We start from the raw sequence: 24,412 nt of genomic DNA, 5'->3' as shown, positions 1-24,412 counted from the left end.
GTCACTGCTGGAGGTCGGTCACTGCTGGAGGTCGTTGACGGGGATCAGAAGACGAAGCCCTCGGGGAACGGGTCCTCGTCGTCGAGGAAGTACTGGCCGAGCCCCGTCACCCACGCACGACCCGTGATCGTCGGCACCACGGCGGGCAGGCCGCCCACGGTGGTCTCGCGCAGCAGCCGCCCGGTGAACGCGGTGCCGATGAACGACTCGTTGACGAAGTCGGTGTCGAGGGCGAGCTCGCCGCGCGCGTGCAGCTCGGCCATGCGGGCCGAGGTGCCGGTGCCGCACGGCGAGCGATCGAACCATCCCGGATGGATCGCCATCGCGTGCTGCGATCGCACCGCGTCGGAGCCGGGGGCGATGAACTCGACGTGATGCACGTGGTTCGCGCCGTCGAGCTCGGGATGCCGCGGCGGCGCCTCGGTGTTGATCGCCTCCATGATCGCGAGGCCTGCGGCGATGATGTCGTCCTTCCTGGCGCGGTCGAACGGCAGCTCGACGTCATCGAGCTCCACGAGCGCGTAGAAGTTGCCGCCGAAGGCGATGGAGTACGGCACGGCGCCGTAGCCGGGCACGTCGATCGAGGCATCCAGTCGCTCGACGAAGCTCGGCACGTTCTCGATCGTGACGTGCACGGCCCGGCCGCCCTCGACCGCGACGCGGGCGACGACGAGCCCGGCGGGCACGTCGAGCCGGATCTCGGTCACGGGTTCGACGACGTCGACCATGCCCGTCTCGACGAGCACCGTCGCGACGCCGATCGTGCCGTGACCGCACATCGGCAGGAAGCCGCTCGCCTCGATGAAGACGACGCCCCAGTCGGCGTCGTCGCGTGCCGGCGGCTGCAGGAGCGCCCCCGACATCGAGGCGTGGCCGCGCGGCTCGTTCATGAGGAGTCCGCGCAGCCCGTCGAGGTGCTCCATGGCGTAGAGACGCCGTTCGTTCATAGTGGCGCCGGGGATCCGGCCGACGCCGCCGGTGACGACGCGCGTCGGCATCCCCTCGGTGTGCGAGTCGACGGCCGAAACGACCCGGCGCCCCCGCATCAGCGGGCCGCCAGTGCGGCGAGCGCCCGCTCGGTGTCGGCGGTGACCTGGGCGCGGTGCTCGTCGCTGAGCGGGCCGCGCGGCGGACGGGTCGGTCCGCCGTAGGAGTTGCCGCAGATGTCCATCGAGAGCTTGATCGCCTGCACGAACTCGGTGCGCGAGTCCCAGCGGAAGACCGCGACGAGCTGCGTGTAGAGCTCGCGCGCTTCCTGCCACTTGCCGTCGGTGAGCAGGTTGTAGAGCTCGACGGCCTCCTTCGGGAAGGCGTTCGGGTAGCCCGCGAACCAGCCGACGGCCCCGTTCACCATCATCTCGAAGAGCACGTCGTCGGCGCCGGCGATGATGTCGATGTCGCAGCGTTCCTTGATCTCGTAGACCCGGCGCACGTCACCCGAGAACTCCTTGATCGCGACGACCTCGGGGATCTCGGCGAGCTTCGCGACGAGCGACGGCGCGAGGTCGACCTTCGTGTCGAAGGGGTTGTTGTACGCCATGATCGGCAGGCCGACCTTGGCGACCTCCTCGTAGTGCGCGATGACCTCGGCCTCGTTCGCACGGTAGAGCGTCGGCGGCAGCAGCAGCACGCCGTCGGCGCCGTCTTCGCGCGCCCACTCTGCCCACTTGCGGGCCTGGTGGCTGCCGACGCCGTGGGCCCCGGCGATGACGATGCCACGGCCGTCGACGGCCTCGACGGCGACCTGGATCACCTTGCGCCGCTCCTCGTCGGTGAGCGAGGAGTACTCGCCGAGCGAGCCGTTGGGGCCGACCCCGCGGCATCCGTTGCTCATCAGGAAGTCGACGTGCTCGGCGAACTTGTCGTAGTCCACCGCGAGCCCGGCGGGCGCCGAGCTGTCCTCGGTGAAGGCGAGCGTCGTGGCGACGACGACGCCGCCGAGGTCCATGGTGCTGGTCATCTGATCTTCCGTTCTCTGGTCCGCCGTTCGCGGATCGGTAATATGTCACATATTACTACTGGACGTCGACGGCGGCAACCGTCGTTCCGGCATCGTCGCAGCGTGCGGGCTCCGTGTCGACCACGGTGCTTCCCCGCCCGAGCGCCGCAACCTCGCCGAGCCGCACCGGCGCGAGCACCGGCCGCCGGTCGAATCCCTCCGGCGACCCGCCGGCTTCGGCCACGATCGCCTCGACGGCCCGGCCGCAGGTGCGCCCCTGGCACGCGCCGAGACCGGCCCGCGTCGCGAGCTTCATCGCCCGAAGCGGCGCGTCGGCCCGGTCGGCGATCGTGCGGCGCGTGACGTTTTCGCAGCGGCAGATCACGGTGTCATCGGCGAGCCACGACGTCCAGCCCGGCCGGATGCCGTGGGCGCGTTCGAGTCGGGCCGCGAAGGCGCCCATTCGCCGCCGTACCGCGAGCGGCCCGCGCATGCGGTCGTCGTCGAGCGATCCGCCCGCAGCCATGAAGCCGGCCACAGCGCCCTCGGCGAGCGCGGCATCCGCACCGCCGATGCCCGTGATCTCACCTGCCGCGTAGACACCGGACACGCTCGTGCGCTGGGTGTCGTCGACGACGACGAACCGCCCGCGGCGATCCCCCTCGATCGCCGCCCCGAGGGCGATCGCGACCTCGAGGCGCGGCGTGAAGCCGTGCCCGAGCGCCACGGAGTCGCACGCGACCTCGCGCTCGCTCCCGGGAACCGGCCGCCAGTCGGCGTCGAGTGCGGCGATGACGACGCCCTCCACCCGGTCGGTGCCGAGCACGCGCACCACGCCGCTGCCGATCCGATACGGGATGCGGTGGCGGGCGAGGGCGCCGACGTATTCGACGAGTTCGCCCGCCTTGCCGGCGAGCTGCCACGGCCGCGGCAACCAGCCGGCGGCGAGCCCGCCGATGCGGGACGCCTCGTGCACGCCGACGACCTCGGAGCCCGCGATCGCGAGCGACTGAGCGACCGGCAGCAGGAACGGCCCGGCGCCGCTCACGACCGTGCGCCGCCCGACGGTGACGCCGTCGCGCTTGGCGAGCGCCTGCGCGGCGCCGGCGGTCGTGACACCGGGAAGGGTCCAGCCCGGCACGGGGAGGGCGAGATCGTGGGCCCCGGTCGCGACGACCACGGCATCGGCCTCGATCTCGAGCGCCGTTCGCGACGTGGCATCCGCTGGACCGACGACGGCCCGCAGTCGCACCACGCCATCGGATGCCTCGGCCGACCACACGCTCGCACCGGTGTGCACCTCGGCGCGGTCGAGCACTCCCTTGAGCCGTTCGAACCGCGCCCAGCCGTGCTGGAGCCGCCGGTCGGTGAGCTGCTCATGATGCCGCCAGTACTGGCCGCCGAGCCGGCCGCCCTCGTCGAGCAGCGTCACCTCGGCTCCGGCAGCAAGGGCGGCCTGGGCCGCGGCGAGCCCGGCAGGCCCGCCGCCGAGGATCGCCACGCGCCTCGCGCCGGCGCCGGCCGCTGCCGCGCCCGTCACGCCCGCACCTCGCGCTCCACGCGGTCGCCGTCGACGGCCTCGCGCTGGCACGCCCGCACGCCTTCGACGCCGTTCACGGTCACGAGGCAGTCGTGGCACACGCCGATGCCGCAGAACACGCCGCGATCGCCGGTCTGCGCCGAGCGCCACGCGGTGCGGCCGGCCCCGATGAGCACGCCGGCGATGGTCTGTCCGTCGCGCCCCTCGAGCGGTTCGGCGTCGACGGTGATGCGGATCATGCGGTCTCCTGCAGGCTGGCCCGGCCCGGGAGGAACGGGGCCGGGTCGAGAGCGGTGGTCGTGCCGAGCACGGCGTGCGCGACGAGTTCGGCGGTGGCGGGCGCGAGGCCGATGCCCGCGCCCTCGTGGCCGGTGGCGTGCACGAGCCCCGCGACATCGGGGTCCGCGCCGATGACCGGCAGGTGGTCGGGCGCGTACGGACGGAACCCGAAGTAGCTGCGCAGCAGCACGGTCTCCTCGAGGAACGGGAACAGGCGCACCGCCTTCGCCGCGATCGCCGCCGCCGGCGCGACACCCGGCCGATCGTCGAACCCGACCCGCTCGCGGCTCGAGCCGATGAGCACCGTGCCGCCCGGGGTCGACTCGACGACCGTCGAGGTCTGCAGCGCGGCGTCACCCGAGCCCACCGCGCCGACGTAGTCGCTGTCGTAGACCTTGTGGAAGACGCGCTGCGGCATGGGCGTCGTGACGAGGATCACGCCGCGCCGCGGCCGGATGTCGAGGCGGGCACCGAGCCGAGCCGCGACCTCGCCGGCCCAGGGCCCCGCACAGTTCACGACGACGTCGGCCTCGATCGGCCCGGCCGTCGTCGTCACGCCAGAGAGGCCGCCCGGCCGGCCGAGCGGGCCGGTCACCTCGCCGATCACCAGTCGGGCGCCGGCGCGGATCGCCGTGTCGAGCAGGGCCTGCGTCGCCGTCGACGGCTGGATCTGGGCGTCGTCGGGATAGTGCACGGCGTGCACGACCTCGGGCGACAGGAAGGGCTCGGCCGCGGCGAGCGCCGCGACATCCATCGCCTCTGCGCGGATGCCGGTGGCGCGCTGCGCCTCGGCGAACCGCTCGAGCGCGGCCTCACCGCCGCCGAACGCGACGACGATGCCGCCCTTCGCCTCGAACTCCGTCGCCGGCTGGCCGTTCGGTCGATCGGCGTCGAGCCGCTCGGCGAGCGAGCGCCACATCGCGTTCGAGGCGACCGCGAGGTCGGCCTCGGCTCCCGGTGCCTTGTCGCTGACGAGCAGGTTGCCTTCGCAGCGACTGGATGTCTCGCCGGCCACGCCGACCCGGTCGATCACGACGACCTCTGCGCCGCCTTCGACGAGTGCCAGCGCACATGCGGCACCCACGATGCCCGAACCGATCACCGCGACGCGCACGATGCACCTCCTTGCCGCAAGTCAACCACCGAGGTACGCCTCGATGACACGTGGATCCTTCGCGAGATCCGCTGCGGGGCCCTCGAGCGTCGCGCTGCCGGTCTCGACGACGTACGCCCGGTGGGCGATCTTCAGCGCGGCGCGAGCGTTCTGCTCGACGAGCAGCACGGTCGTGCCCGCGGCGTTCACCGCGGCGATGATCTCCATGACCTGCTTCACGACGAGAGGCGCGAGCCCCATCGAGGGTTCGTCGAGCAGCAGCAGCTTCGGCCCGCCCACGAGTGCGCGCCCGATCGCGACCATCTGCTGTTCGCCGCCCGAGAGGGTGCCGCCCTGCTGCGCACGCCGCTCGGCGAGGCGCGGCATCATGGCGTACACCTCGTCGAGTCGCGATGCGATCGCCTTCTGGTCGCGCACCGTGTAGCCGCCGAGCAGCAGGTTCTCGTGCACCGTCATGGTCGAGAAGATCCGTCGCCCTTCCGGCACGTGGATCAGTCCTGCCGTGACGATGTCCCACGGCTTGGCCGTGGCGAGATCCATGCCCTGCCAGGTCACCGAACCCGATCGCGGGCGCACGAGCCCCGAGAGCATGTTCATGGTCGTCGACTTGCCGGCGCCGTTGTTGCCGAGCAGGCACACGATCTCGCCCTCGCCGACCGTGAAGCTCAGTCGGCGGAGTGCGTGCACCCGGCCGTAGACGACGTCGGCGTCGCTCACCTCGAGTGTCGTGGTCATCGTGCATCCTCGCTCTCGTCGACGCCGAGGTAGGCCTCGATGACGGCAGGATCCCGCTTCACGTCCTCCGGAGCGCCGTCGGCGATCTCCTTGCCGTAGTTCAGCACCACGATGCGCTCGGCGAGTTCCATGACGAGCCCCATGTCGTGTTCGATGAGCACGACGGCGACGCCGAGCCCCCTGATCTTGCGGATGAGTCGCATGAGCGCCTGCTTCTCGTTGAAGTTCAGGCCCGCGGCCGGCTCGTCGAGCAGCAGGAGCTTCGGGCTCGTGGCGAGCGCCCTCGCGATCTCGACCCGGCGCTGCTCGCCGTACGGCAACTGCGTGACGTAGAGCTGTTCGTCGTCCTCGAAGCCGACGAAGTCGAGCCAGCCCCGTGCTTCGCGCACGCAGGCCGCCTCGGCTCGGCGATACCCCGGTGTGTGCAGCAGCGTCGCCCAGAAGCCCTCGCGGAGGTTCGCGTGCATCGCCGTGGTGACGTTCTCGAGCACCGAGAGCTCGCGGAACAATCGGAGGTTCTGGAAGGTGCGCGCCATCCCCCACTTCGTGACTCGTGACGGGATCACCCGGTACAGGCCGAAGCTCTGCAGGAGGTTCACGAGCCCGAGCCTGCGCCAGATCCTAGGAACGGTCCGCACGATCGCCTTGCCGTCGAAGACCACGGAGCCGGCGGTCGGCAGGTAGAAGCCCGAGATGCAGTTGAAGGCGCTCGTCTTGCCCGCGCCGTTCGGGCCGATGACGGCGAGGATCTCGCCCGCGCGCACCTCGAAGCTGAGTCCGTCGACGGCCGTGACCCCGCCGAACTGCAGCCTGAGGTCGCGGACCTCGAGCAGGGCGCTCATGCGCGGTCTCCTTCGTGTGCGTCGGTCGTCGGCGTGCCGTCGACCGATTCCATGACGCTCGCCGGCACGGCGGTCGCCTCGGTGAACGCCGGCGGTGTCGGCCGTGTGCGCCGAAGCCACGGGAGCACTGCCGTGGCGGGCCAGAGCCCCGACGGGCGGAACAGCATGACGACGACGAGCAGCACGCCGAAGATGAGGTACCGCCACTCGGCGAAGTCGCGCAGCAGCTCGGGCGCCAGCGAGACGAACAGCGCACCGATGATGACCCCGGGCGTGGAGCCCATGCCGCCGAGCACCACGGCCATGAGGATGAGGGCCGAGTAGAGGAACTGGAAGCTGTTCGGGCTGATCGCCGAGAGGTGCGTCGCCATCAGCTGGCCGGCCATACCGGCCCAGACCGCACCGATGATGTACGCCGAGATCTTGGCGATGTAGGTGTTGATGCCCATCGCCTCGGCGGCGTCCTCGTCGTCGCGCACGGCCTTCCAGGCACGGCCGAGTCGACCCTTCGCGAGACGCCCGGCGCCGATCACGCCGACCACGATCACCACGGCGGCGACGAAGTAGTAGAACACCACGCGCTCGGGGAAGTCGATGCCGAAGAGGTTGAACCCGTCGTCGAAGCTCCACGGTCCGAAGCTCCAGGTCGGGATGCCGTGGATGCCCGAGGGGCCGCCGGTGATCTTCAGGTTGTTGGCGGTGATGCGGATGATCTCGCCGAACCCGAGGGTCACGATCGCGAGGTAGTCGCTGCGCAGCCGCAGCGTCGGCGCGCCGATGATGATGCCCGCCGTGACGCAGGCGACGATCGTCGCGATGAGCGCTGCCCACATGGGCCACCCGAGCACGGTCGTGAAGATGCCCGAGATGTAGGCGCCGACGGCGAAGAACGCGATGTAGCCGAGGTCGAGGAGGCCCGCGTAGCCGACCACCACGTTCAGGCCCATGCAGAGCATCACGTAGATGAGCGCACTCGTGGCGATCGACATCGTGTAGCGCGAGGCATCCATGAACGGCAGCACCGCCACCAGGAGGACCGCTCCGACGCCGAGCGCGCGCATGAAGCCCTGCTGGGAGGTGAAGACGCCCCTCGGCGGCCGGGGCCGCTCGAACCGGGGCGCGGGGGCACGCAACGAAACGTGCTTCAGGGCGTGATCCAGATCGCGCACCATGTCACATCCTCTCCACGACGCGGGCGCCGAGCAGGCCCGTGGGCTTCAGCGTCAGGAACAGGATGAGGAACCCGAAGGCGAACACGTCCCGCCATTCGCCGCCGAACCAGGCTGATCCGAACGACTCGAGCATGCCGAGCAGCACCCCGCCGAGCATCGCGCCGTACAGGTTGCCGATGCCGCCGATCACCGCAGCGGTGAACGCCTTCAGCCCGATGATGAAACCCATGAGGAAGTCGATCGACCCGTAGTAGGCACCGGCCATCACGCCCGCGGCTCCGGCGAGCGCGGAGCCGATGAAGAACACCATCGCGATGACGCGGTCGACGTTGACGCCCATGAGCTGCGCGCCGGTGGGGTCGAGGGCGATGGCCCGCATCGCGCGGCCCTGACGTGTGCGCTCCACGATGTGGGCGAGCACGAGCATGAGCACGGCGGCGATGACGACGAGCACGATCTGCGACGCGGTGACGCGCATGCCGAGCACGTCGAACCCGCTCGACTCCAGGCGGATGGGGAACGCCTCGGGATTCGGACCGAAGATCTGGCGCACGCCGTACTCGAGCGTGAACGAGACGCCGATCGCCGTGATGAGCACCGCGAGCCGCGGACTCCGGCGCAGCGGCCGGTAGGCGATGCGTTCGATGCCGACGCCGATGAGGCCGGTGGTGACCATCGACAGCAGGAGCACGACGAGCAGGAGCGGGATCGAGGTCTCGTTCGAGATGCCGAACGCCGAGAGGGTGAAGAACCCCACGAACGCGCCGAGCATGTAGATGTCGCCGTGCGCGAAGTTCAGGAGCTTGATGATCCCGTAGACCATGCTGTAGCCGAGCGCGACGAGGGCGTAGAACGATCCGACGATGAGACCGTTCCAGATGAGCTGCATCATTGCAGAGGAGTCCTTCCGACGAGTCGGGGCGGGGCCGGAGCCCCGCCCCGCTGCGTCAACCCTGCAGGTCGTCCTCGAGGACGAACGCGCCGGTCGTGGGGTCGATGGCGACGATCACGAATCCGCCGCCCGACAGGGTGTGGGTGTCGGTGAACGTGAGCGGTCCTGCGAAGGTGTCGAAGTCCGAGAGGCCCTCGAGCCCGGCCACGACGTTGTCGAACTCGGTGTCGCCGGCATCCTCGATGGCCTGCGCCATCACCCGCACGGCGTCGTACGCCTGGGTCGAGTAGGGTCCGGGCGGGTCGCCGGCGAGCTCCTCGTAGTCGGCGATCCACTGGTCGGCGCCTTCGATCATGTCGGGCGTCTGCGTGAAGGTGCCCACGACGTTGTCGGTGTAGCCCTCCCCCGCGATCTCGGCGAACTTGGCGTCGACCGAGCCGTCGGCGACGAGGAAGACGCCGTCGAATCCGGCGTCCTGCGACTGACGGGCGATGAGTCCGCCCTCCTGGTAGTAGCCGGTCCAGTACACGAGCGCGGGCTTCTGGGCGGCGAGCGTCGTCGCGACCGCCGAGTAGTCGTTTTCACCCGGGGTGATGGTCTCGCTCACGACGACGTCGAGCCCGGCAGCGGTGGCCTGTTCGGTGAACGCGGCGGCGAGGTCGGCCGAGTAGCTCGTCGCGTCGTCGACGACCGCGACGTTCGTCGCGCCGATCTGCTTCGCATACGTCACTGCCGCTTCGGCCTGCTGGTCGCCGGTGCCGTTGATGAGGAAGACGCCGGGCAGGCCCTGGTCGACGAGTTCGTTCGAGTTCGCCGCCGGGATCACCATCGGGATGCCGGCCTCGTCGAAGATCGGCAGCGTCGGGAGCGTGGCGCCCGAGCAGTAGCCGCCCACCGAGGCGACGATGCCGTCGGTGACGAGCTTGTTGGCGCCGGAGACGGCGGTCGTCGCGTCGCACGCGTCGTCTTCGACGAGCAGTTCGAGGTCGCGCCCGAGCACGCCGCCGTCGGCGTTGATCTCGTTCACGGCGAGCTGCGCGCCGTTCTCCATGTAGGCGCCGAAGGCGGACTCGCTGCCCGAGAAGGGCGCGAGCATGCCGATCTTGATGGGCCCGTCGTCGGCGGCTTCCGACCCTCCACCGGCGAGGCCGCTCGAGCACCCCGCGGTCAGTGCGAGCACGCCGGCTGCGGCGGCGATGTGGAGGACGCGCTTGCGGCGTCGAGATCCGAACTGCATGTGACTCTCCTTCGAGTACGACAGGCCTCATCGCCGAGCGGCGATATGTGACATATTACCGCCAGAGACGCGCCGCGCAAGTCGGAGCACGACGAACGGCGGGGGCGGCCCCGAAGGGCCGCCGATCACCGCGACGGATGCCGCGGCATCACGCCTCGCGACCGCCGATCGCGGCCCTAGTCCTCGTGCTCGCCGCTCCAGATGCCGCCCACGTGCCCGATGTGCCGGCGCATCAGCTCGGTCGCGGCATCGCCCTCACCGTCGAGCAGGAGCTGCACGAGCTCGGCGTGCTCGAGCGCCGATTCGGTCAGGGCGCCCTGCTCCGCGAGCTCGACGAGCCCGGTCAACCGCGTCTGCTGGCGCAGCTCGCCCACCAGCGAGACGAGGAACTGGTTGCCCGTCAGTTCGAGCAGCGACAGGTGGAAGGCGGTGTCGGCCTCGAGGTAGTCCTGGAACCGTCCCTCGTCGCCGGCGCGCACGATCTCCGCAGCGAGCGCGCGCAGCTCACCGGCCGCCTGCTCCGACATCTGCCCGGCGAGCTGGCGCATCGGCGGCACCTCGAGCAGCAGGCGCACCTCACGCAGCTGCCGGAGTTCGTCGAGCGAGACCTCGGTCACGCGGAAACCGCGGTTGCGCATCGGCGACAGGAAGCCGCGGCGCGCGAGGTTCAGCATCGCCTCGCGCACGGGCGTCGCGCTGACCCCGAACTCGGCGGCCATCGTGGGAACCGTGAGCACCGCACCCGGCTCGTACTCACCCGAGACGATGCGCGACGACATCGCGCGCTCCACCTGCTCGCGCAGGCTCACGACCTCCGCCAGCAGCGACGAGTCATTCATGGCCGGCTCCCCTGGTACGTCATGCACCACAGCGTAGTCGTGGCAGCCTCCCCAGATGGCGTACGGTGACCCGCGTGCCACCGCGGATCGACCCCATCGTGAAATGATTGCCGTGCGCCGTGAGGCACGGAAACGGGGGTGCACGCATGGCGATCGAGTTCGCACGATCGGCACGGTCCAGCGTGGGACTCGAATGGGAGATCGCCATCGTCGATCGCACCACCGGTGAACTCGCGTCCGTCGCCGGCCAGGTGCTCGACGCCCTCGATGCGGGGAGCGAGGGCGAGCATCATCCGTTCATCACCTCCGAGCTCTTGACGAACACCGTCGAACTCGTGAGCGACGTGCACGAGACGGTCGCCGGCGCGGTCGCCGATCTCGAGCATCAGCTCGGCGAGGTGCGCGCCGTCATCGACGAGATCGGCGACTACGACCTGATCTGCTCGGGCTCCCACCCGTTCAGCCAGTGGTACGACCAGCACCTCACCGACAAGCCGCGGTACCACAAGCTCATCGAGCGCACGCGCTGGTGGGGTCGCAACATGATGATCTGGGGCGTGCACGTGCACGTGGGCCTCGACGACCGCGACAAGGCGCTGCCCATCCTCGACGGGCTGCTCGCCTACCTCCCGCATCTGCAGGCGCTCTCGGCGTCGAGCCCGTTCTGGGCCGGCGTCGACACGGGCTACGCCTCGAATCGGGCGCTCATGTTCCAGCAGCTGCCGACCGCCGGACTCCCCTACCCGCTCGCCGACTGGCCGGCGTACGAGCGGTACGTCGACGATCTCGTGCGCACGGGCGTCATCGACGACCACAGCGAGGTGCGCTGGGACATCCGCCCCTCGCCGAAGTGGGGCACGATCGAGGTGCGCGTCTGCGACGGCCTCTCGACCGCAGCCGAGATCGCCGCGATCGGCGCCCTCGTGCAGTGCCTCGTGGAGTGGATGAGCACCCGGCTCGACGAGGGCGGCACCCTCACCGTGCTGCAGCCCTGGTACGTGCGCGAGAACAAATGGCGGGCGGCGCGGTACGGGCTCGAGGCCGAGGTGATCACGGATGTCGCGGGCACCGAGCGCCCCGTCGCCGACGACCTGCGCGAACTGCTGACCACCTTGGCGCCGATCGCCGAGCGCCTCGGCTGCGGTGTCGAGCTGCAGCAGGTGCGCGCCATGCTCGACTCCGGCGCGAGCTACGCCCGCCAACTGCGGGTCGCCGAAGCCGCAGGCGGCGATCTCAAGGCCGTGGTCGCCCATCTCGCCCGCGAGCTGCGCGACGGCATCGAGCTTGGTCCGCCCGCGGAATCCGGCACCGCCTGACGACGTGACGAGCGTCGGCTAGCCCGGCAGCCGCCGCGTGCGGATCAGCTCGGCGTACCAGAGCGCGCTGTCTTTCGGCAGACGCTCGAAGGTGTCGTAGTCGACACGCACGATGCCGAAGCGCTTGGAGTAGCCGTAGCCCCACTCGAAGTTGTCCATGAGCGACCACACCTGGTAGCCGCGCAGGTCGACGCCCCGCGCCATCGCGCGGTGCGCCGCGGTGAAATGACGGCGCAGGTAGTCGGTGCGCTCGACATCGTGCACGGCGGGGCCCGCCTCCCCGTCGACCACGACGTCGGGGAAGGCGGCGCCGTTCTCGGTGACCATGAGCGGCAACTCGGGGTAGCGCTCGCTCAGCGAGACGAGCAGGTCTTCGAGGCCCGAGGGGTCGATGTTCCAGCCCATGTCGGTGTACGGGCCGGGCTGCACGAGGAACTCGACGTGCTCCGACCCCGGCCACGGCGTGCCGCCCATGTCCTTGTGGCCGTCGGCGTTCACACGCGGCGAGACGCCGTCCCACATGTCGACGGTCACGGTCGAGTAGTAGTTCACGCCGAGCAGGTCGATGGGCTCGGCGATGAGCTCGGTGTCGCCCGGCAGCACGAACGACCAGTCGGTGACCGCCGCCGTGTCGGCGATGACATCGGCCGGGTAGCCGTCGCCGAGCAGTGGCCCGAGGAACACCCGGTTCGCGAGTCCGTCGATGCGGCGGGCGGCTTCGGCGCCGCCGTCGCCCGAGGGGCGGATCACGTGGAGGTTCAGCGTGATCGAGTAGCCGGGGTCGTTCGTCACGACCCCGCGGAGGGCGGCGATCGCGAGGCCGTGCGCGAGGTTCAGGTGGTGCACCGCGGCGAGCGCCTTCGCGCCGTCCATGAGCCCGGGGGCGTGCGCGCCGGAGCCGTAGCCGAGGTAGGCGCTGCACCACGGCTCGTTGAGCGTCGTCCACACGGCCACCCGGTCGCCGAGCCGCTCACCGACGATGCGGGCGTAGTCGGCGAAGGCGTAGGCGGTCTCGCGATTGGTCCAGCCGCCCTCGTCTTCGAGCGCTTGCGGCAGGTCCCAGTGGTAGAGCGTCGCGATCGGTCGGATGCCGCGGGCGATGAGCCCGTCGACGAGGCGCTCGTAGAACGCGAGGCCCGCCTCGTTCGCAGGGCCGCGACCGGTCGGCTGGATGCGCGGCCAGGCGATCGAGAACCGGTATGCCTCGAGGCCGAGCCGCACCATGAGGTCGAGGTCCTCGTCGAGGCGGTGGTAGTGATCGCAGGCGGTGTCGCCCGTGTCGCCGTTCCAGACCTTGCCGGGGGTGTGACTGAAGGTGTCCCAGATCGACGGACCCCGTCCGTCTTCGTGCACCGCGCCCTCGATCTGGTACGACGCCGTGGCCGAACCGAAGAGGAAGTCCTCGCCGAACTCGAGGCCGGTGTCTCGGTAGTCGGGGGTGCCGATCGCCATCGTCCAGTGCTCCATTCTCAGCAGCGAGTGCGCCGTGGATCTCACTGTACCGCGCTTCACTTACAGCGCTGTAAGCAAAACCAGCTGGTGCCTCGTCTGCCCGCCACGGCGCCGCTCCGGAATCACCTAGGGTCGAGGAATGGAGACTCCGCCGATCCTCGAGACCGCAGCCTTCCGAGCTGAGCTCCAGCCAGATCGGGGCACGAACGGCGGCTACTCCCTCGTCATCGACGACGTCACGCAATCGCACGTGAACCCCGACGACCCGCGCGACCTGCAACTGCCTTATGTGCGCCGCATCGCCGCCGTGCTCGCCACCCTGCCGGGCGAGACGCCGGCCGTGCTGCACCTCGGCGCGGGCGCCCTCACGCTCCCCCGCTACGTGCACGCGCTGCACCCCTCGAGCCGTCAGCGCGTCGTCGAGCTGTATCCGGAGCTGCTCGCGTACGTGACGCAGCACGTGCCGCTGCCCGTCGACGCGCCGATCGAACTCGCGATCGGCGATGCCCGCGCCGAGGTGCAGCGACTCGCGGGCGACGGTGACGACCAGTGGGACCTCGTGCTCGTCGACGTGTTCTCGGGCGGCGCCGTGCCGCGCCACGTCACGACGATCGAGTTCTTCACCGAACTCGTCACGCTGCTGGCGCCCGGCGGCGTGCTCATCGTCAACTGCCTGAACGGCGCCGAGCCGCAGGTGACCGGCGACACGCTCGCCGCAGTGCTCGAGCTGCTGCCCGACGTGCTCGTGATCGGATCGGAGGCCGTGCTCAGACGGGTCGCGGCCGGCAACACGATCATCGTGGCGTCGCGGCATCCGCTCGACCCCGAATCGGTCGCGCAGTGGCTCTCGACCGACCCGCTCTCGATGGCCACCGGAGCGACCGTCGTCGACGGGCCGGCCCTCGAAGAGCTCTCGGGAACGACGCGTCACGACGCCCGGTAGGCACGCGCGACGCACCAGAACGCCCCGCGCCGATGATCCACGACACGCCCGCCTGTCCTTCGGACGGTCAGCGGGGTGGGCGCCTCGACCGGTCCTCGCGGAGCACGGCTGCGAGCTTGATCCGGTAGACCGCGAGCACTGCGAAGAACGCGCTCAGGTCGACCTTCTCGGAGGTCGGGTCCTCGAGCTCCTTGAGCCGGATCGGCCGGATCTTCGCGAGCTCGGCGACCTGCTTGTGCGTCGCGTTGCCACGGCTCTTGACGAGGAAGTCCGCCAGCGCCGCCCGGTCGCCGAGAACACGATGCGTCTCGGTGGCGAGGTCGATGCGACTGTGGCCGATGTGGAGGTGGCCGCAGTGCTGGCAGGCGTACCAGCTCGTCGAGGGGTCCTCACGGAGCTTGCCCGGAATCTCGATCTCGCTCCGATAGCGGCGCTTGAACTCCCACCGGCCGCCCCGCTCGGTCTTGCATTCGCGGGGCGCGTTCGCAGCATCGAGCACCAGCTCTGCCATGCCTGCGCACCGAGGCGTGCAGTACAGCCCCTGGTAGACCGGAACCCCCGGTCCGCCGAGCTTCTGCGCGCACTTCCTGCAGCGCTGCCGTTCGGGGAAGAGCTTCTCCTGAGCCATCGAGCGACGCTAGCGGCGCAGCATCTTCTGCAGGGCCGCGAGCTCTTCCTCGCTCGGTGCGGCCTTCGCGCCGCCGCCGCCCAGGCCGAAGCCCGAGCCGGTCGGTGCCGTCGCAGCACCGGGGGTCGCACCCGAGGCGATCGCCGCATTCTCGGCGGCGCGCTTCGCGGGGTTGCCCGACCGCGACGAGTTCGACTTCTTGCCCTTGCCACCCTGGCGCTTGCCGCCGCCGTGGCTGCCGCCGCCGGGCAGCGGACCCATGCCGGGGATCTGGGGAACGCCGCCGCGAGCGACCGTCTTCATCATCTTCGCGGCCTGCTCGAAGCGGGAGACGAGCTGGTTCACGTCGGTGACGGTCATGCCCGAACCCTTGGCGATGCGCAGGCGTCGCGAGCCGTTCAGGAGCTTCGTGTTCTCGCGCTCGGCGGGGGTCATCGACTGGATGATCGCCTCGGTGCGCACGATCTCGCGCTCGTCGAAGTTCTCGAGCTGCTGCTTCATGCCGCCCGCGCCCGGCAGCATGCCGAGCATCTTCTTGATCGACCCGGCGCCGCGAAGCTGCTGCATCTGGCCGAGGAAGTCGTTGAGCGTGAACGAGTCGGTCGCGAACTTCTCGGCGACCTTCATCGCCTCTTCTTCGTCGAACGCCGACTGGGCCTGCTCGATCAGGGTGAGGATGTCACCGAGGTCGAGGATGCGGCTCGCCATGCGGTCGGGGTGGAACGGCTCGAAGTCGTCGAGGCCCTCACCGGTTGACGCGAAGATGATGGGGCGACCCGTGACGGATGCCACGCTGAGCGCGGCACCACCGCGCGCGTCGCCGTCGAGCTTGGTGAGCACGACACCGGTGAAGTCGACGCCTTCCTGGAAGGCCTTCGCGGTGTTGACGGCGTCTTGACCGATCATCGCGTCGATGACGAAGAGCACTTCGTCGGGGTTCGTCGCCTTGCGGATGTTCGAGGCCTGCTTCATGAGCTCGGCATCGACGCCGAGGCGGCCCGCGGTGTCGATGATGACGACGTCGTGCAGCGCGCGCTCGGCGTGCTTCACCGCGTCCTTCGCGACCTTGACGGGGTCGCCCGTGCCGTTGCCCGGCTCGGGGGCGAAGACCGGCACGCCGGCCTGGCCGCCCACGACCTGGAGCTGGTTCACGGCGTTCGGGCGCTGGAGGTCGGCCGCGACGAGCAGGGGCGTGTGCCCCTCCTTCGCGAGCCATTTCGCGAGCTTGCCCGCGAGGGTGGTCTTGCCGGCACCCTGGAGGCCCGCGAGCATGATGACCGTGGGCGGGTTCTTCGCGAACTGCAGTCGACGCTGCTCGCCGCCGAGGATGCGGACGAGCTCCTCGTTGACGATCTGCACGACCTGCTGCGCCGGGTTCAGTGCCTTGTTGACCTCGTCGCCGAGCGCGCGCTCGCGCACGTGCGCCGTGAACTCCTTGACGACGTCGAGCGAGACGTCGGCGTCGAGGAGCGCGCGACGGATCTCGCGAACGGTGCCGTCGACGTCGGACGCGGAGAGCTTGCCCTTGGTGCGGAGATTCTTGAAGGTCTCGGCGAGGCGGTCAGACAGGTTTCCGAAGGTAGCCATGGTTCGCCAAGTCTAATTGAGGTCGGATGCCGCCTCTGCCGCACGCTCGCAGCACACGGCCGCGCGTGGCGGGCGCCGGCGAGAGCTCAGTGCGCTCAGGCGTCGAAGCGGAGGTCGACCATGTCGCGCTGGATGTCGATCGACGCCACGAGGCGCGAGTCGATGTCTTCGGGCGCGAGCCCGAACTCGAACTCGGCGAAGTGCTCGCCGTCGCCGTCGGCGTCGGGCCGGAGGTCGACGCGCACGAGGCTCAGCGAGCGGAGCGCGTCGATGTCGCGGTCGCCGGAGTCGCGAGTGATCGCGTCGGCCGCGACATCCGCCTCGTCGCCATTGAGCACGGAGCGGAGGAACAGCGAGACGGGGCTCGAGCCCGAGTCGAGCTGGCCGACGAAGACGCCGCGCAGCTCGTCGTCGATGAGTTCGAGTTCGCCGACCATCGTCGCCGCCGCGTCGAGCGACGCGGTCGAAACCTCGTCGGAGTCGGCGTCGAGCACGACCTCGACGTCTTGGTCGCCGTACTCCTTGCGCTCGGCCCAGTAGTCGCCGATGAGGCCGAAGTAGTCGTGTTCGATCGCCATGTCGTTCTCCTTCTCAGCCGACGAGCTTCTGCGCGAAGACGTGCGGCGTGAATCCCGTGAGGTCGCCGATGCCCTCGCCCTGGCCGATGAGCTTGATGGGCAGGCCGGTTTTCTCCTGCACCGCGAGCACGAAGCCGCCCTTGGCGCTGCCGTCGAGCTTCGTGAGCACGAGGCCGGTGACCCCGCCGTGCTCGATGAACGCCTCGGCCTGGGCGAGGCCGTTCTGGCCCGTGGTCGCGTCGAGCACCAGCAGCACCTCGCTGATCGGCGCCTGCTTCTCGACGACGCGCTTGATCTTGCCGAGCTCGTCCATGAGCCCGCCCTTGGTGTGCAGTCGCCCGGCCGTGTCGATGATCACGATCTCGGTGCCGTCGCGCTTGGCCTGCTCGACGGTCTGGAAGGCGACGGATGCCGGGTCCTGACCCTCGCGCTCGGGGCGCACGATGCCGACGCCGGCGCGTTCGGCCCAGGTCGCGAGCTGGTCGACCGCCGCGGCACGGAAGGTGTCGGCCGCGCCGACCACGACCGTGCGGTCGAAGGTGCGCAGGAACTTCGCGAACTTGCCGATGGTCGTGGTCTTGCCGACGCCGTTGACGCCGACGACGAGCACGACGGCGGGCCGCTCGGTGAGCTTCAGCGTGGGGTCGTACTTCGCGAGCCGTTCCTCGACGATCTCGCGGAGCATCCGCTGCACGTCTTTGGGGTCGGTGGTCTTGTACCGGTCGACCTGCGCGCGGATCTGCGCGACGATCTCCTCGGTGACCGAGGGGCCGAAGTCGGCCCGGATCAGTGCGGACTCGAGGTCGTCCCACGTGTCCTCGTCGATCGTCTTCGCGCCGAAGACCCCGCGGAGGGCCGCGCCGAGCGACCAGGATGCACGTTCTGCCATGTCTCCAGCCTAGAGCGCATGCCGGCTACACCGATCCAGCGGAGCACCGCAAGGGGTTGCCCGTCGTGCTCGGGAACGGGAGTCTCGGAGCAACGGAAGGAATGCGGATTTGATGGTGGGATTCCACGCCTCGCACGAACAGCTCCCGCCGAGCCGCCTGCTCGAGGCGGTGCGGCACGCCGAGCAGGCCGGCTTCGACGCCGCGATGTGCAGCGACCACTTCGAACCCTGGAGCGTGCGCCAAGGAAACTCCGGCTACGCGTGGAGCTGGCTCGCCGCCGCGCTCGAGGCCACCCGGTTCTCGCTCGGCGTCGTCACGGCACCGGGTCAGCGCTACCACCCGGCGATCGCCGCGCAGAAGATCGCGACCCTCGCCGAGATGTACCCGGGCCGGTTCTGGGCCGCGATCGGCAGCGGCGAAGCGATCAACGAGCACGTCACCGGCGACCGGTGGCCCGACAAGGCCGAGCGCGACGCGCGGCTCGTCGAGACCGTCGACGTCATGCGTCGCCTGCTCGAGGGCGAGGAGGTCTCCGCCGCCGGCCGCATCCGGGTCGACCGCGCGCGCATCTGGAGCCTCCCCGAGGTGCACGCTCCCCTGTTCGCGGCGGCGGTGAGCGCCGAGACGGCGCGCGGGGCCGCCGCCTGGGCCGACGGTGTCATCACCATCGACCAGTCGCGCGACGAACTTCGCGCGTTCATCGACGCCTATCGGGATGCCGGCGGGCGCGGGCCGATCTCGGTGCAGGTCCACCTGAGCTGGGCGCCGACCGACGACGAGGCGCGGTCGATCGCGCACGATCAGTGGCGCCAGAGCCTCGTCCCGGCGCACCTCGCCTGGGAGCTCGAGACTCCGGAGGCGTTCGACGAGCGCACCGCGGGGGTGTCTGCCGAGCAGGTCGCCGAGACACTGCCCGTCTTCGCCGACACGGCGCGGCACCTCGAGCACCTGATGGCCATCGCCGAACTCGGGGTCGACCGCATCTTCCTGCACCACGTCGGCACCGAGCAGGCCGCATTCATCGACGCGTTCGGCGAGCACGTGCTGCCGGCGCTCAAGGAGGTCGACCGATGAGGATCACCGACCGCAGCGACCTGTGGTGGAAGACCGCAGTGGTCTACTGCCTCGACGTCGAGACCTACATGGATTGGAACGACGACGGCTTCGGCGACTTCGAGGGCCTCGCGCACCGCCTCGATCACCTCGCCGAGCTCGGCGTCACCTGCATCTGGCTCATGCCCTTCCAGCCGAGTCCCGATCGTGACGACGGATACGACATCACCGACTTCACCGGCGTCGATCCCCGGCTCGGCTCGCTCGGCGACGTGGGCGAGTTCACCCGCACGGCCCGCGATCGGGGCATGCGCGTCATCATCGACTTCGTCATGAACCACACCTCCGACCGGCATCCGTGGTTCACTGCGGCGCGACGCAGCCGCAACTCGCCGTATCGCGACTACTACGTCTGGCGTGACGAGCCTCCGGAGAAACCTGCGAAGAGCGTGTTCCCCGGCGAGGAGGACAGCGTCTGGGAGCTCGACGAGCGGAGCGGCCAGTACTACCTGCACAGCTTCTACCGGCATCAGCCCGACCTCAACATCGCCAACCCCGCGGTCCGCGACGAGATCGCGAAGACCATCGGATACTGGCTCGAGCTCGGGATCTCGGGGTTCCGCGTCGATGCGGTGCCGTTCCTGATCGAGCCGCCGGAAGGCGTCGACATCGGCGACCCGCACGAGTTCCTCCGCGACATCCGCCGGTTCCTGCAACGCCGTTCGAGCGAGGCGGTGCTGCTCGGCGAGGTCAACCTGCCGTACGACCAGCAGCTCGAGTTCTTCGGCCGGCCCGGCGACCCGCCCGAGCTCACGATGCAGTTCGACTTCCTCGGCATGCAGGCGCTCTACCTCTCACTGGCTCGGGAGGACGCACGCCCGCTCGCCGAGTCGCTCGCGAAGCGCCCAGCGCTCGAACCGGAGGCGCAGTGGGCGAACTTCGTGCGCAACCACGACGAGCTCACCCTCGACAAGTTGACCGAGGCCGAGCGCCAGGAGGTGTTCGACGCGTTCGCCCCCGAGGAGTGGATGCGCGTCTACGATCGCGGCATCGCCCGCCGCCTGCCGCCGATGCTCGACGGCGACCCCCGCCGCATCCGCATGGTCTACAGCCTGCTCTTCTCGCTGCCGGGCACTCCCGTGCTGTTCTACGGCGAGGAGATCGGCATGGGCGAGAACCGCGACGAAGGCGGACGGATGACCGTGCGCACGCCGATGCAGTGGACCTCCGGCAGGAACGGCGGCTTCTCCCGTGCCGCGCCGCGCCGGCTCCCTGCGGCACCGCCCACGGACGGCTACGCACCAGAGCACGTGAACGTCGAGTCGCAGATGCACGACCCCGACTCGCTGCTCGGCGTCATCCGAAGCCTCGCGGTGCGCTATCGCAGCTCCCCCGAGATCGGCTGGGGCCGCCCTGAGGTGCTGCCGAGCGGGCAGGACGCGGTGCTCGCGCATCGCATCACCGCGGATGTCGGGCGTTTCGTGGCGGTGCACAACTTCGCGCCGACCCCGACGGTCGTGGCACTCGAGCTGGGCCCGGTGCCGCCCGATGCGGTGCTCTCAGACCTGTTCGCCGTGGACACCTTCGAGCTCGATGAGCGCGGACGGATCGACGTGCACCTCGATGCCTACGGGTACCGCTGGTTCCGCATCGTCGAACCCGACGACCGCCGTCTCACGTGAGCTTGCGACACCGTCGCCGAGCGGATGCCGCGGCATCCGTCAGCTCGCCTTCGCCTCGCGCTCCTCGCGCACGCGCTGCCCGACGACGGCCGACACGCCGTCTTGCCGCATCGAGACGCCGTAGAGGGCGTCGGCGATCTCCATCGTGCGCTTCTGGTGCGTGATCACGATGAGCTGCGAGTCGTCGCGCAGCGACTCCATGGTCGTCAGCAGACGCCCGAGGTTCGCGTCGTCGAGCGCCGCCTCGACCTCGTCCATGATGTAGAACGGGCTGGGGCGCGCCTTGAAGATCGCGATGAGCAGGGCGACCGCGGCGAGCGAGCGCTCACCGCCCGAGAGCAGCGAGAGCCGCTCGATCTTCTTGCCGGCGGGCTTCACGCTCACCTCGATGCCCGTCGTGAGCATGTTCTCGGGATCGGTGAGCGTGATGCTGCCGACGCCACCCGGGAAGAGCACGGGGAAGACCTCGGCGAACGCCGCCTGCGTGTCGTCGAAGGCGCTGCGGAAGATCGACTCCATCTTGCCGTCGATCTCCTCGATGATCGTCAGCAGGTCCTTGCGGGTGTTCGCGAGGTCGGTGAGCTGCTCGGTGAGGAAGAGGTGACGCTGCTCGAGCGCCGCGAACTCCTCGAGCGCGAGCGGGTTGACCCGGCCGAGCTGGGTGAACTTGCGCTCGGCCTGCGCGAGCCGCCGCTGCTGCTCCTCGCGCCGGAACGGGCGGGGTTCGCCGTCTTCGTCTTCGGCCGGGATGAGCTGCTCGGGCCCGTACTCGTCGACGAGCACGTCTTCGGTGAGGCCGAGCTCCGACTCGGCGCGCTCGACGAGGCCGCCCACGTGGAGCTTCTTCTCGTAGATGCGCAGCTCGAGGCCGTGCACGTCTTCGGTGACCGACTGCAGTCGCTCGCGAACGGCGGCCTCCTCGCGGCGCACCGCCTGCAGCTCCTCGTTGCGGCTCGCGCGTTCAGCCTCGGCTCGCCCCAGCGCCACACGGGCTTCGGCGACGGATGCATCGACGGAGGCGAGCGCGTCGGGCAGTGCGTCGGCGACCCTGGTGGCCGCCTCGAGCTGGGCCCGACGGATGACGGCGCGCCGCGCGGCATCCGCTGCTGCCTGTCGCTCCGCCTCGAACTGGGCCTCCATCGCGCGGATGCGGGCCTCTTCGGCGCGAACGCGCTCCTTCGCGGTCTCGAGTCGCAGCTTCGCCTCGACCTCGGCCTCGCGGGCCGCCTCGAGTGCGGCGAGCGCGCCGTCGCGGGCGGCCGTCTCGAGCACCGGTCGCGGCTCGGCGCGCGCGGTCTCGAGCGCCGCCTTGGCAGCGGTCGCGAGCTGCTCGGCCTCGGCGACGCGCTCCTCGGCGAGCGCGGCCGCCTGACGCAGACGCTCGGAGTCGGCGTCGGCCGCCTCGGCCTGCACGCGTGCGCGGTTCAGTCGCTCGGTGCGCTGGGCGAGCTGCGCGTCGAACTCGCGCAGCGCCGCGAGCGCGCGCTTGGACTGCTCCTTCGACTGCTCGACGATCTGGCGCTGCTCGGTGAGCTCGAAGCGGGCGCGCTCGATCTCGGCGCGCACCTCCTCGAGGCGGGCGGCGGCGCGATCGCGTTCGGCGATGAGTTCGATGCGGCTCTGCTTGCGACCCGAGCCGCCGCGCAGCACGTAGCGGCCGACGACGGTGCCGTCCTTCGTGATGACCGTGGCGGGCGTCGAGCGCTTCGCGAGCGCGGCCTCGGCGTCTCGTGCGGCCGCGAGGTCGTCGGCGATGAGCACCTCGGCGAGGAGGCCGAGCACGCCGGCAGGTGCGGTGACCACGTCGGATGCCGCGGTGAGCCCTGCGACCGGAGCCGCCGCAGCCGGAGCGGTTCCCGCGTCGGCGAGCGTCAGGGCGACCCGGCCGAGCTCGGCGCGTTCGGCGTGCTCGAGGGCGCGGAAGGCCGCTGCCCGGTCGTCGACGAGCACGGCGTCGCTCAGCGAACCGAGTGCCGCGGCGATCGCCGGTTCGTAGCCGGGCTCGACCTGCAAGGCCTCGGCGAGGAGGCCGCGCACGCCGCTGACTCCGGCCTTGGCGAGTGCCGCCGAGCCGTCCTTCTGGTCGAGGGCGAGCGAGAGCGCCTGCGTGCGCGCGCCGAGGGCGCCGTGTTCGCGTTCGCGTTCGTGCAGCGCCTCCCGGATGCGCTCGATCTCGGCCTCGGCCTCGAACACCGCCCCCTGGGCGAGTTCGTACGCCTCGTCGAGGTCGGTCTCGGCGGTCTCGCCGTTGTCGGCCTCGGCCTCCGCCGCGACGAGGGCGGTGGCGGCTGACGCACGCCGCTCGGCCGCCGCCTCGAGGGCGTTCTCGTGACGCAGCACCTCGCCGCGCACGGCGGCGAGCTTCGACGCCGCCGAGTCCGCCTGGCCGGTGAGCTTGGAGAGCTCGAGGTCGTAGGCCGAGACGAGCGCGCTCTGACGGGCGATGCCCTCGTCGACGGTGTCGAGCTCGGCGCGGCGGCGCATGGTCGCCTCGTGCGCGTCGTCGAGGGCGGATGCCGCGCTGCCGACGCCGTCTCGGATGCCGGTGAGCTCGGTCACGGCCTCGTCGATCATCGCGCGGGTCACGCTGGGCGAGACATCCGTCTGCTCGGCCGCGCTGCCGAGCAGAGCGATGCGCTGGCGGGCGAGGGAGTCGAGGGAGCGGAGGCTGCCCTGCGCCTGCTCGAGCGCGAAGGTCGTCGATCGCGCTCGGTCGACGGCGTCGCCGACCTGCGCCTGCTCGAGCCTGGTGACCTTGGCCTGATGCTGCTCCAACTGGTCTTGCAGCACGAGGCGTTCGGCGTGACGCTCGTGCTCGCTCTTGCCGTGCTCGTCGAGGGCGCGGCGGAGGCCGACGACCTCGTCGGCGAGCAGTCGAGCCTTGGCGTCGCGCATGACGGCGGCGATCGTCGCCGCCTCGCGGGCGACCTCGGCCTGGCGCCCGAGCGGCTTCAGCTGCCGCCGGATCTCGCCCGCGAGGTCGGAGAGGCGGGTGAGGTTCGCCTGCATCGCGTCGAGCTTGCGGAGCGTCTTCTCTTTACGCCGACGATGCTTCAGGATGCCTGCGGCCTCCTCGATGAAGCCGCGGCGGTCTTCGGGCGTCGCCCGCAGCACCTGGTCGAGCTGACCCTGGCCGACGATGACGTGCATCTCACGGCCGAGGCCGGAGTCGCTCAAGAGCTCCTGCACGTCGAGCAGGCGGCAGTTGTCGCCGTTGATCGCGTACTCGCTCGCACCGTTGCGGAAGAGGGTGCGCGAGATCGTGACCTCGGTGTACTCGATCGGCAGCGCACCGTCGCTGTTGTCGATCGTGAGGCTCACCTCTGCGCGGCCGAGCGGGCCGCGGGTCGAGGTGCCCGCGAAGATGACGTCCTCCATCTTGCCGCCGCGGAGGGTCTTCGCGCCCTGCTCGCCCATCACCCAGGCGAGGGCGTCGACGACGTTGGACTTGCCGGAACCGTTCGGCCCGACGATGCAGGTGACGCCCGGTTCGAACGCGAACGTCGTCGGCTGTGCGAAGGACTTGAAGCCCTTGAGCGTCAGGCTCTTCAGGTACACGTCCCACCCTCTCCTGGTCGCGAGAACGCTGGGGTCTACGGTATCCGAGGTTCGGGCCCCCGCCGCGCACGCGCGCCGTCCGCTGTGCGATCCGATCTTGTCGCCGGGAGACGCTGCCGATATCCTGATCGGCTGC

The 24,412-nt window shown here is 70.3% G+C and carries 21 protein-coding genes; 4 read left to right on the top strand and 17 right to left on the bottom strand.

Going from position 1 to position 24,412, the window contains the following annotated elements:
• Positions 1-44: 44 nt before the first annotated feature.
• From BUR99_RS02230 to BUR99_RS02180, 11 genes are all read right to left on the bottom strand, one after another.
• Positions 45-1,046 carry a proline racemase family protein gene (locus BUR99_RS02230; RefSeq protein ID WP_074258730.1) on the bottom strand — a complete coding sequence of 334 codons (1,002 nt, stop codon included), beginning with the start codon at positions 1,044-1,046 and terminating at the stop codon, positions 45-47.
• Complete coding sequence (locus BUR99_RS02225; protein ID WP_074258729.1) at positions 1,046-1,960, bottom strand: dihydrodipicolinate synthase family protein; 915 nt, start codon at positions 1,958-1,960, stop codon at positions 1,046-1,048. The genes BUR99_RS02230 and BUR99_RS02225 overlap by 1 nt, the downstream gene beginning before the upstream one ends.
• 55 nt (positions 1,961-2,015) lie before the next feature.
• Positions 2,016-3,479 carry an NAD(P)/FAD-dependent oxidoreductase gene (locus tag BUR99_RS02220; protein ID WP_074258728.1) on the bottom strand — a complete coding sequence of 488 codons (1,464 nt, stop codon included), beginning with the start codon at positions 3,477-3,479 and terminating at the stop codon, positions 2,016-2,018.
• On the bottom strand, positions 3,476-3,718 hold the full coding sequence (locus tag BUR99_RS02215) for a (2Fe-2S)-binding protein (RefSeq protein WP_074258727.1): 243 nt from the start codon (positions 3,716-3,718) through the stop codon (positions 3,476-3,478). Before BUR99_RS02215 ends, BUR99_RS02220 begins: the two co-directional genes overlap by 4 nt.
• The gene (locus tag BUR99_RS02210) at positions 3,715-4,872 is read right to left on the bottom strand and encodes an NAD(P)/FAD-dependent oxidoreductase (RefSeq protein WP_234980712.1); all 1,158 of its coding nucleotides are present in this window, start codon (positions 4,870-4,872) and stop codon (positions 3,715-3,717) included. The genes BUR99_RS02215 and BUR99_RS02210 overlap by 4 nt, the downstream gene beginning before the upstream one ends.
• A gap of 21 nt (positions 4,873-4,893) precedes the next feature.
• Entirely contained in the window at positions 4,894-5,607 is a 714-nt protein-coding gene (locus BUR99_RS02205; RefSeq protein ID WP_074258725.1) for an ABC transporter ATP-binding protein, read from the bottom strand.
• On the bottom strand, positions 5,604-6,449 hold the full coding sequence (locus BUR99_RS02200) for an ABC transporter ATP-binding protein (protein WP_074258724.1): 846 nt from the start codon (positions 6,447-6,449) through the stop codon (positions 5,604-5,606). Before BUR99_RS02200 ends, BUR99_RS02205 begins: the two co-directional genes overlap by 4 nt.
• On the bottom strand, positions 6,446-7,621 hold the full coding sequence (locus tag BUR99_RS02195) for a branched-chain amino acid ABC transporter permease (RefSeq protein WP_074258723.1): 1,176 nt from the start codon (positions 7,619-7,621) through the stop codon (positions 6,446-6,448). The genes BUR99_RS02200 and BUR99_RS02195 overlap by 4 nt, the downstream gene beginning before the upstream one ends.
• A 1-nt stretch (position 7,622) precedes the next feature.
• Positions 7,623-8,513, bottom strand: a complete 891-nt coding sequence (locus BUR99_RS02190) for a branched-chain amino acid ABC transporter permease (protein ID WP_056009660.1) — start codon at positions 8,511-8,513, stop codon at positions 7,623-7,625.
• Positions 8,514-8,568: 55 nt separating this feature from the next.
• A complete protein-coding gene (locus tag BUR99_RS02185) occupies positions 8,569-9,750 on the bottom strand; it encodes a branched-chain amino acid ABC transporter substrate-binding protein (RefSeq protein ID WP_074258722.1) in 1,182 nt (393 codons plus the stop codon).
• Between the two features lie 176 nt (positions 9,751-9,926).
• A complete protein-coding gene (locus tag BUR99_RS02180) occupies positions 9,927-10,589 on the bottom strand; it encodes a GntR family transcriptional regulator (RefSeq protein ID WP_074258721.1) in 663 nt (220 codons plus the stop codon).
• A gap of 146 nt (positions 10,590-10,735) precedes the next feature.
• On the opposite strand from BUR99_RS02180, the gene BUR99_RS02175 reads away from it, so the two are divergent.
• On the top strand, positions 10,736-11,905 hold the full coding sequence (locus tag BUR99_RS02175) for a glutamate--cysteine ligase (RefSeq protein WP_074258720.1): 1,170 nt from the start codon (positions 10,736-10,738) through the stop codon (positions 11,903-11,905).
• An 18-nt stretch (positions 11,906-11,923) separates the two neighbouring features.
• Here the strand turns inward: BUR99_RS02175 and BUR99_RS02170 are convergent, their stop codons facing one another.
• Positions 11,924-13,372 carry a GH1 family beta-glucosidase gene (locus BUR99_RS02170; protein WP_084183533.1) on the bottom strand — a complete coding sequence of 483 codons (1,449 nt, stop codon included), beginning with the start codon at positions 13,370-13,372 and terminating at the stop codon, positions 11,924-11,926.
• 124 nt (positions 13,373-13,496) lie between these two features.
• Here BUR99_RS02170 and BUR99_RS02165 point away from each other — a divergent pair, with 124 nt between their 5' ends.
• On the top strand, positions 13,497-14,300 hold the full coding sequence (locus tag BUR99_RS02165; RefSeq protein WP_074258719.1) for a spermidine synthase: 804 nt from the start codon (positions 13,497-13,499) through the stop codon (positions 14,298-14,300).
• A gap of 67 nt (positions 14,301-14,367) precedes the next feature.
• Here BUR99_RS02165 and BUR99_RS02160 read toward each other — a convergent pair whose 3' ends face one another.
• The 4 genes from BUR99_RS02160 to ftsY all read right to left on the bottom strand — a co-directional run bounded on the left by BUR99_RS02160 (position 14,368) and on the right by ftsY (position 17,982).
• On the bottom strand, positions 14,368-14,928 hold the full coding sequence (locus BUR99_RS02160; protein WP_143231343.1) for a hypothetical protein: 561 nt from the start codon (positions 14,926-14,928) through the stop codon (positions 14,368-14,370).
• A 9-nt stretch (positions 14,929-14,937) separates the two neighbouring features.
• Positions 14,938-16,515, bottom strand: a complete 1,578-nt coding sequence (ffh, locus tag BUR99_RS02155) for a signal recognition particle protein (protein ID WP_074258717.1) — start codon at positions 16,513-16,515, stop codon at positions 14,938-14,940.
• A gap of 95 nt (positions 16,516-16,610) precedes the next feature.
• Positions 16,611-17,093: a hypothetical protein gene (locus BUR99_RS02150; RefSeq protein WP_074258716.1), complete on the bottom strand. Its 483-nt coding sequence runs from the start codon at positions 17,091-17,093 to the stop codon at positions 16,611-16,613.
• Positions 17,094-17,106: 13 nt separating this feature from the next.
• The gene (ftsY, locus tag BUR99_RS02145; protein ID WP_074258715.1) at positions 17,107-17,982 is read right to left on the bottom strand and encodes a signal recognition particle-docking protein FtsY; all 876 of its coding nucleotides are present in this window, start codon (positions 17,980-17,982) and stop codon (positions 17,107-17,109) included.
• Between the two features lie 112 nt (positions 17,983-18,094).
• On the opposite strand from ftsY, the gene BUR99_RS02140 reads away from it, so the two are divergent.
• A complete protein-coding gene (locus BUR99_RS02140; protein WP_074258714.1) occupies positions 18,095-19,057 on the top strand; it encodes a TIGR03885 family FMN-dependent LLM class oxidoreductase in 963 nt (320 codons plus the stop codon).
• The gene (locus tag BUR99_RS02135; protein WP_074258713.1) at positions 19,054-20,718 is read left to right on the top strand and encodes an alpha-amylase family protein; all 1,665 of its coding nucleotides are present in this window, start codon (positions 19,054-19,056) and stop codon (positions 20,716-20,718) included. Before BUR99_RS02140 ends, BUR99_RS02135 begins: the two co-directional genes overlap by 4 nt.
• Positions 20,719-20,757: 39 nt before the next feature.
• Here BUR99_RS02135 and smc read toward each other — a convergent pair whose 3' ends face one another.
• Positions 20,758-24,276 (bottom strand): chromosome segregation protein SMC, encoded by a 3,519-nt coding sequence (smc, locus tag BUR99_RS02130; protein WP_074258712.1) that lies wholly within the window; start codon positions 24,274-24,276, stop codon positions 20,758-20,760.
• Between the last annotated feature and the right edge of the window lie 136 nt (positions 24,277-24,412).

Origin of the sequence: Agromyces cerinus subsp. cerinus (genome assembly GCF_900142065.1) — a bacterium.
GTDB classification, from domain to species: Bacteria; Actinomycetota; Actinomycetes; order Actinomycetales; family Microbacteriaceae; genus Agromyces; species Agromyces cerinus.
The sequence above is the reverse complement of the archived record's forward strand: the minus strand, read 5'-3'. Positions and strand labels throughout refer to the sequence as shown.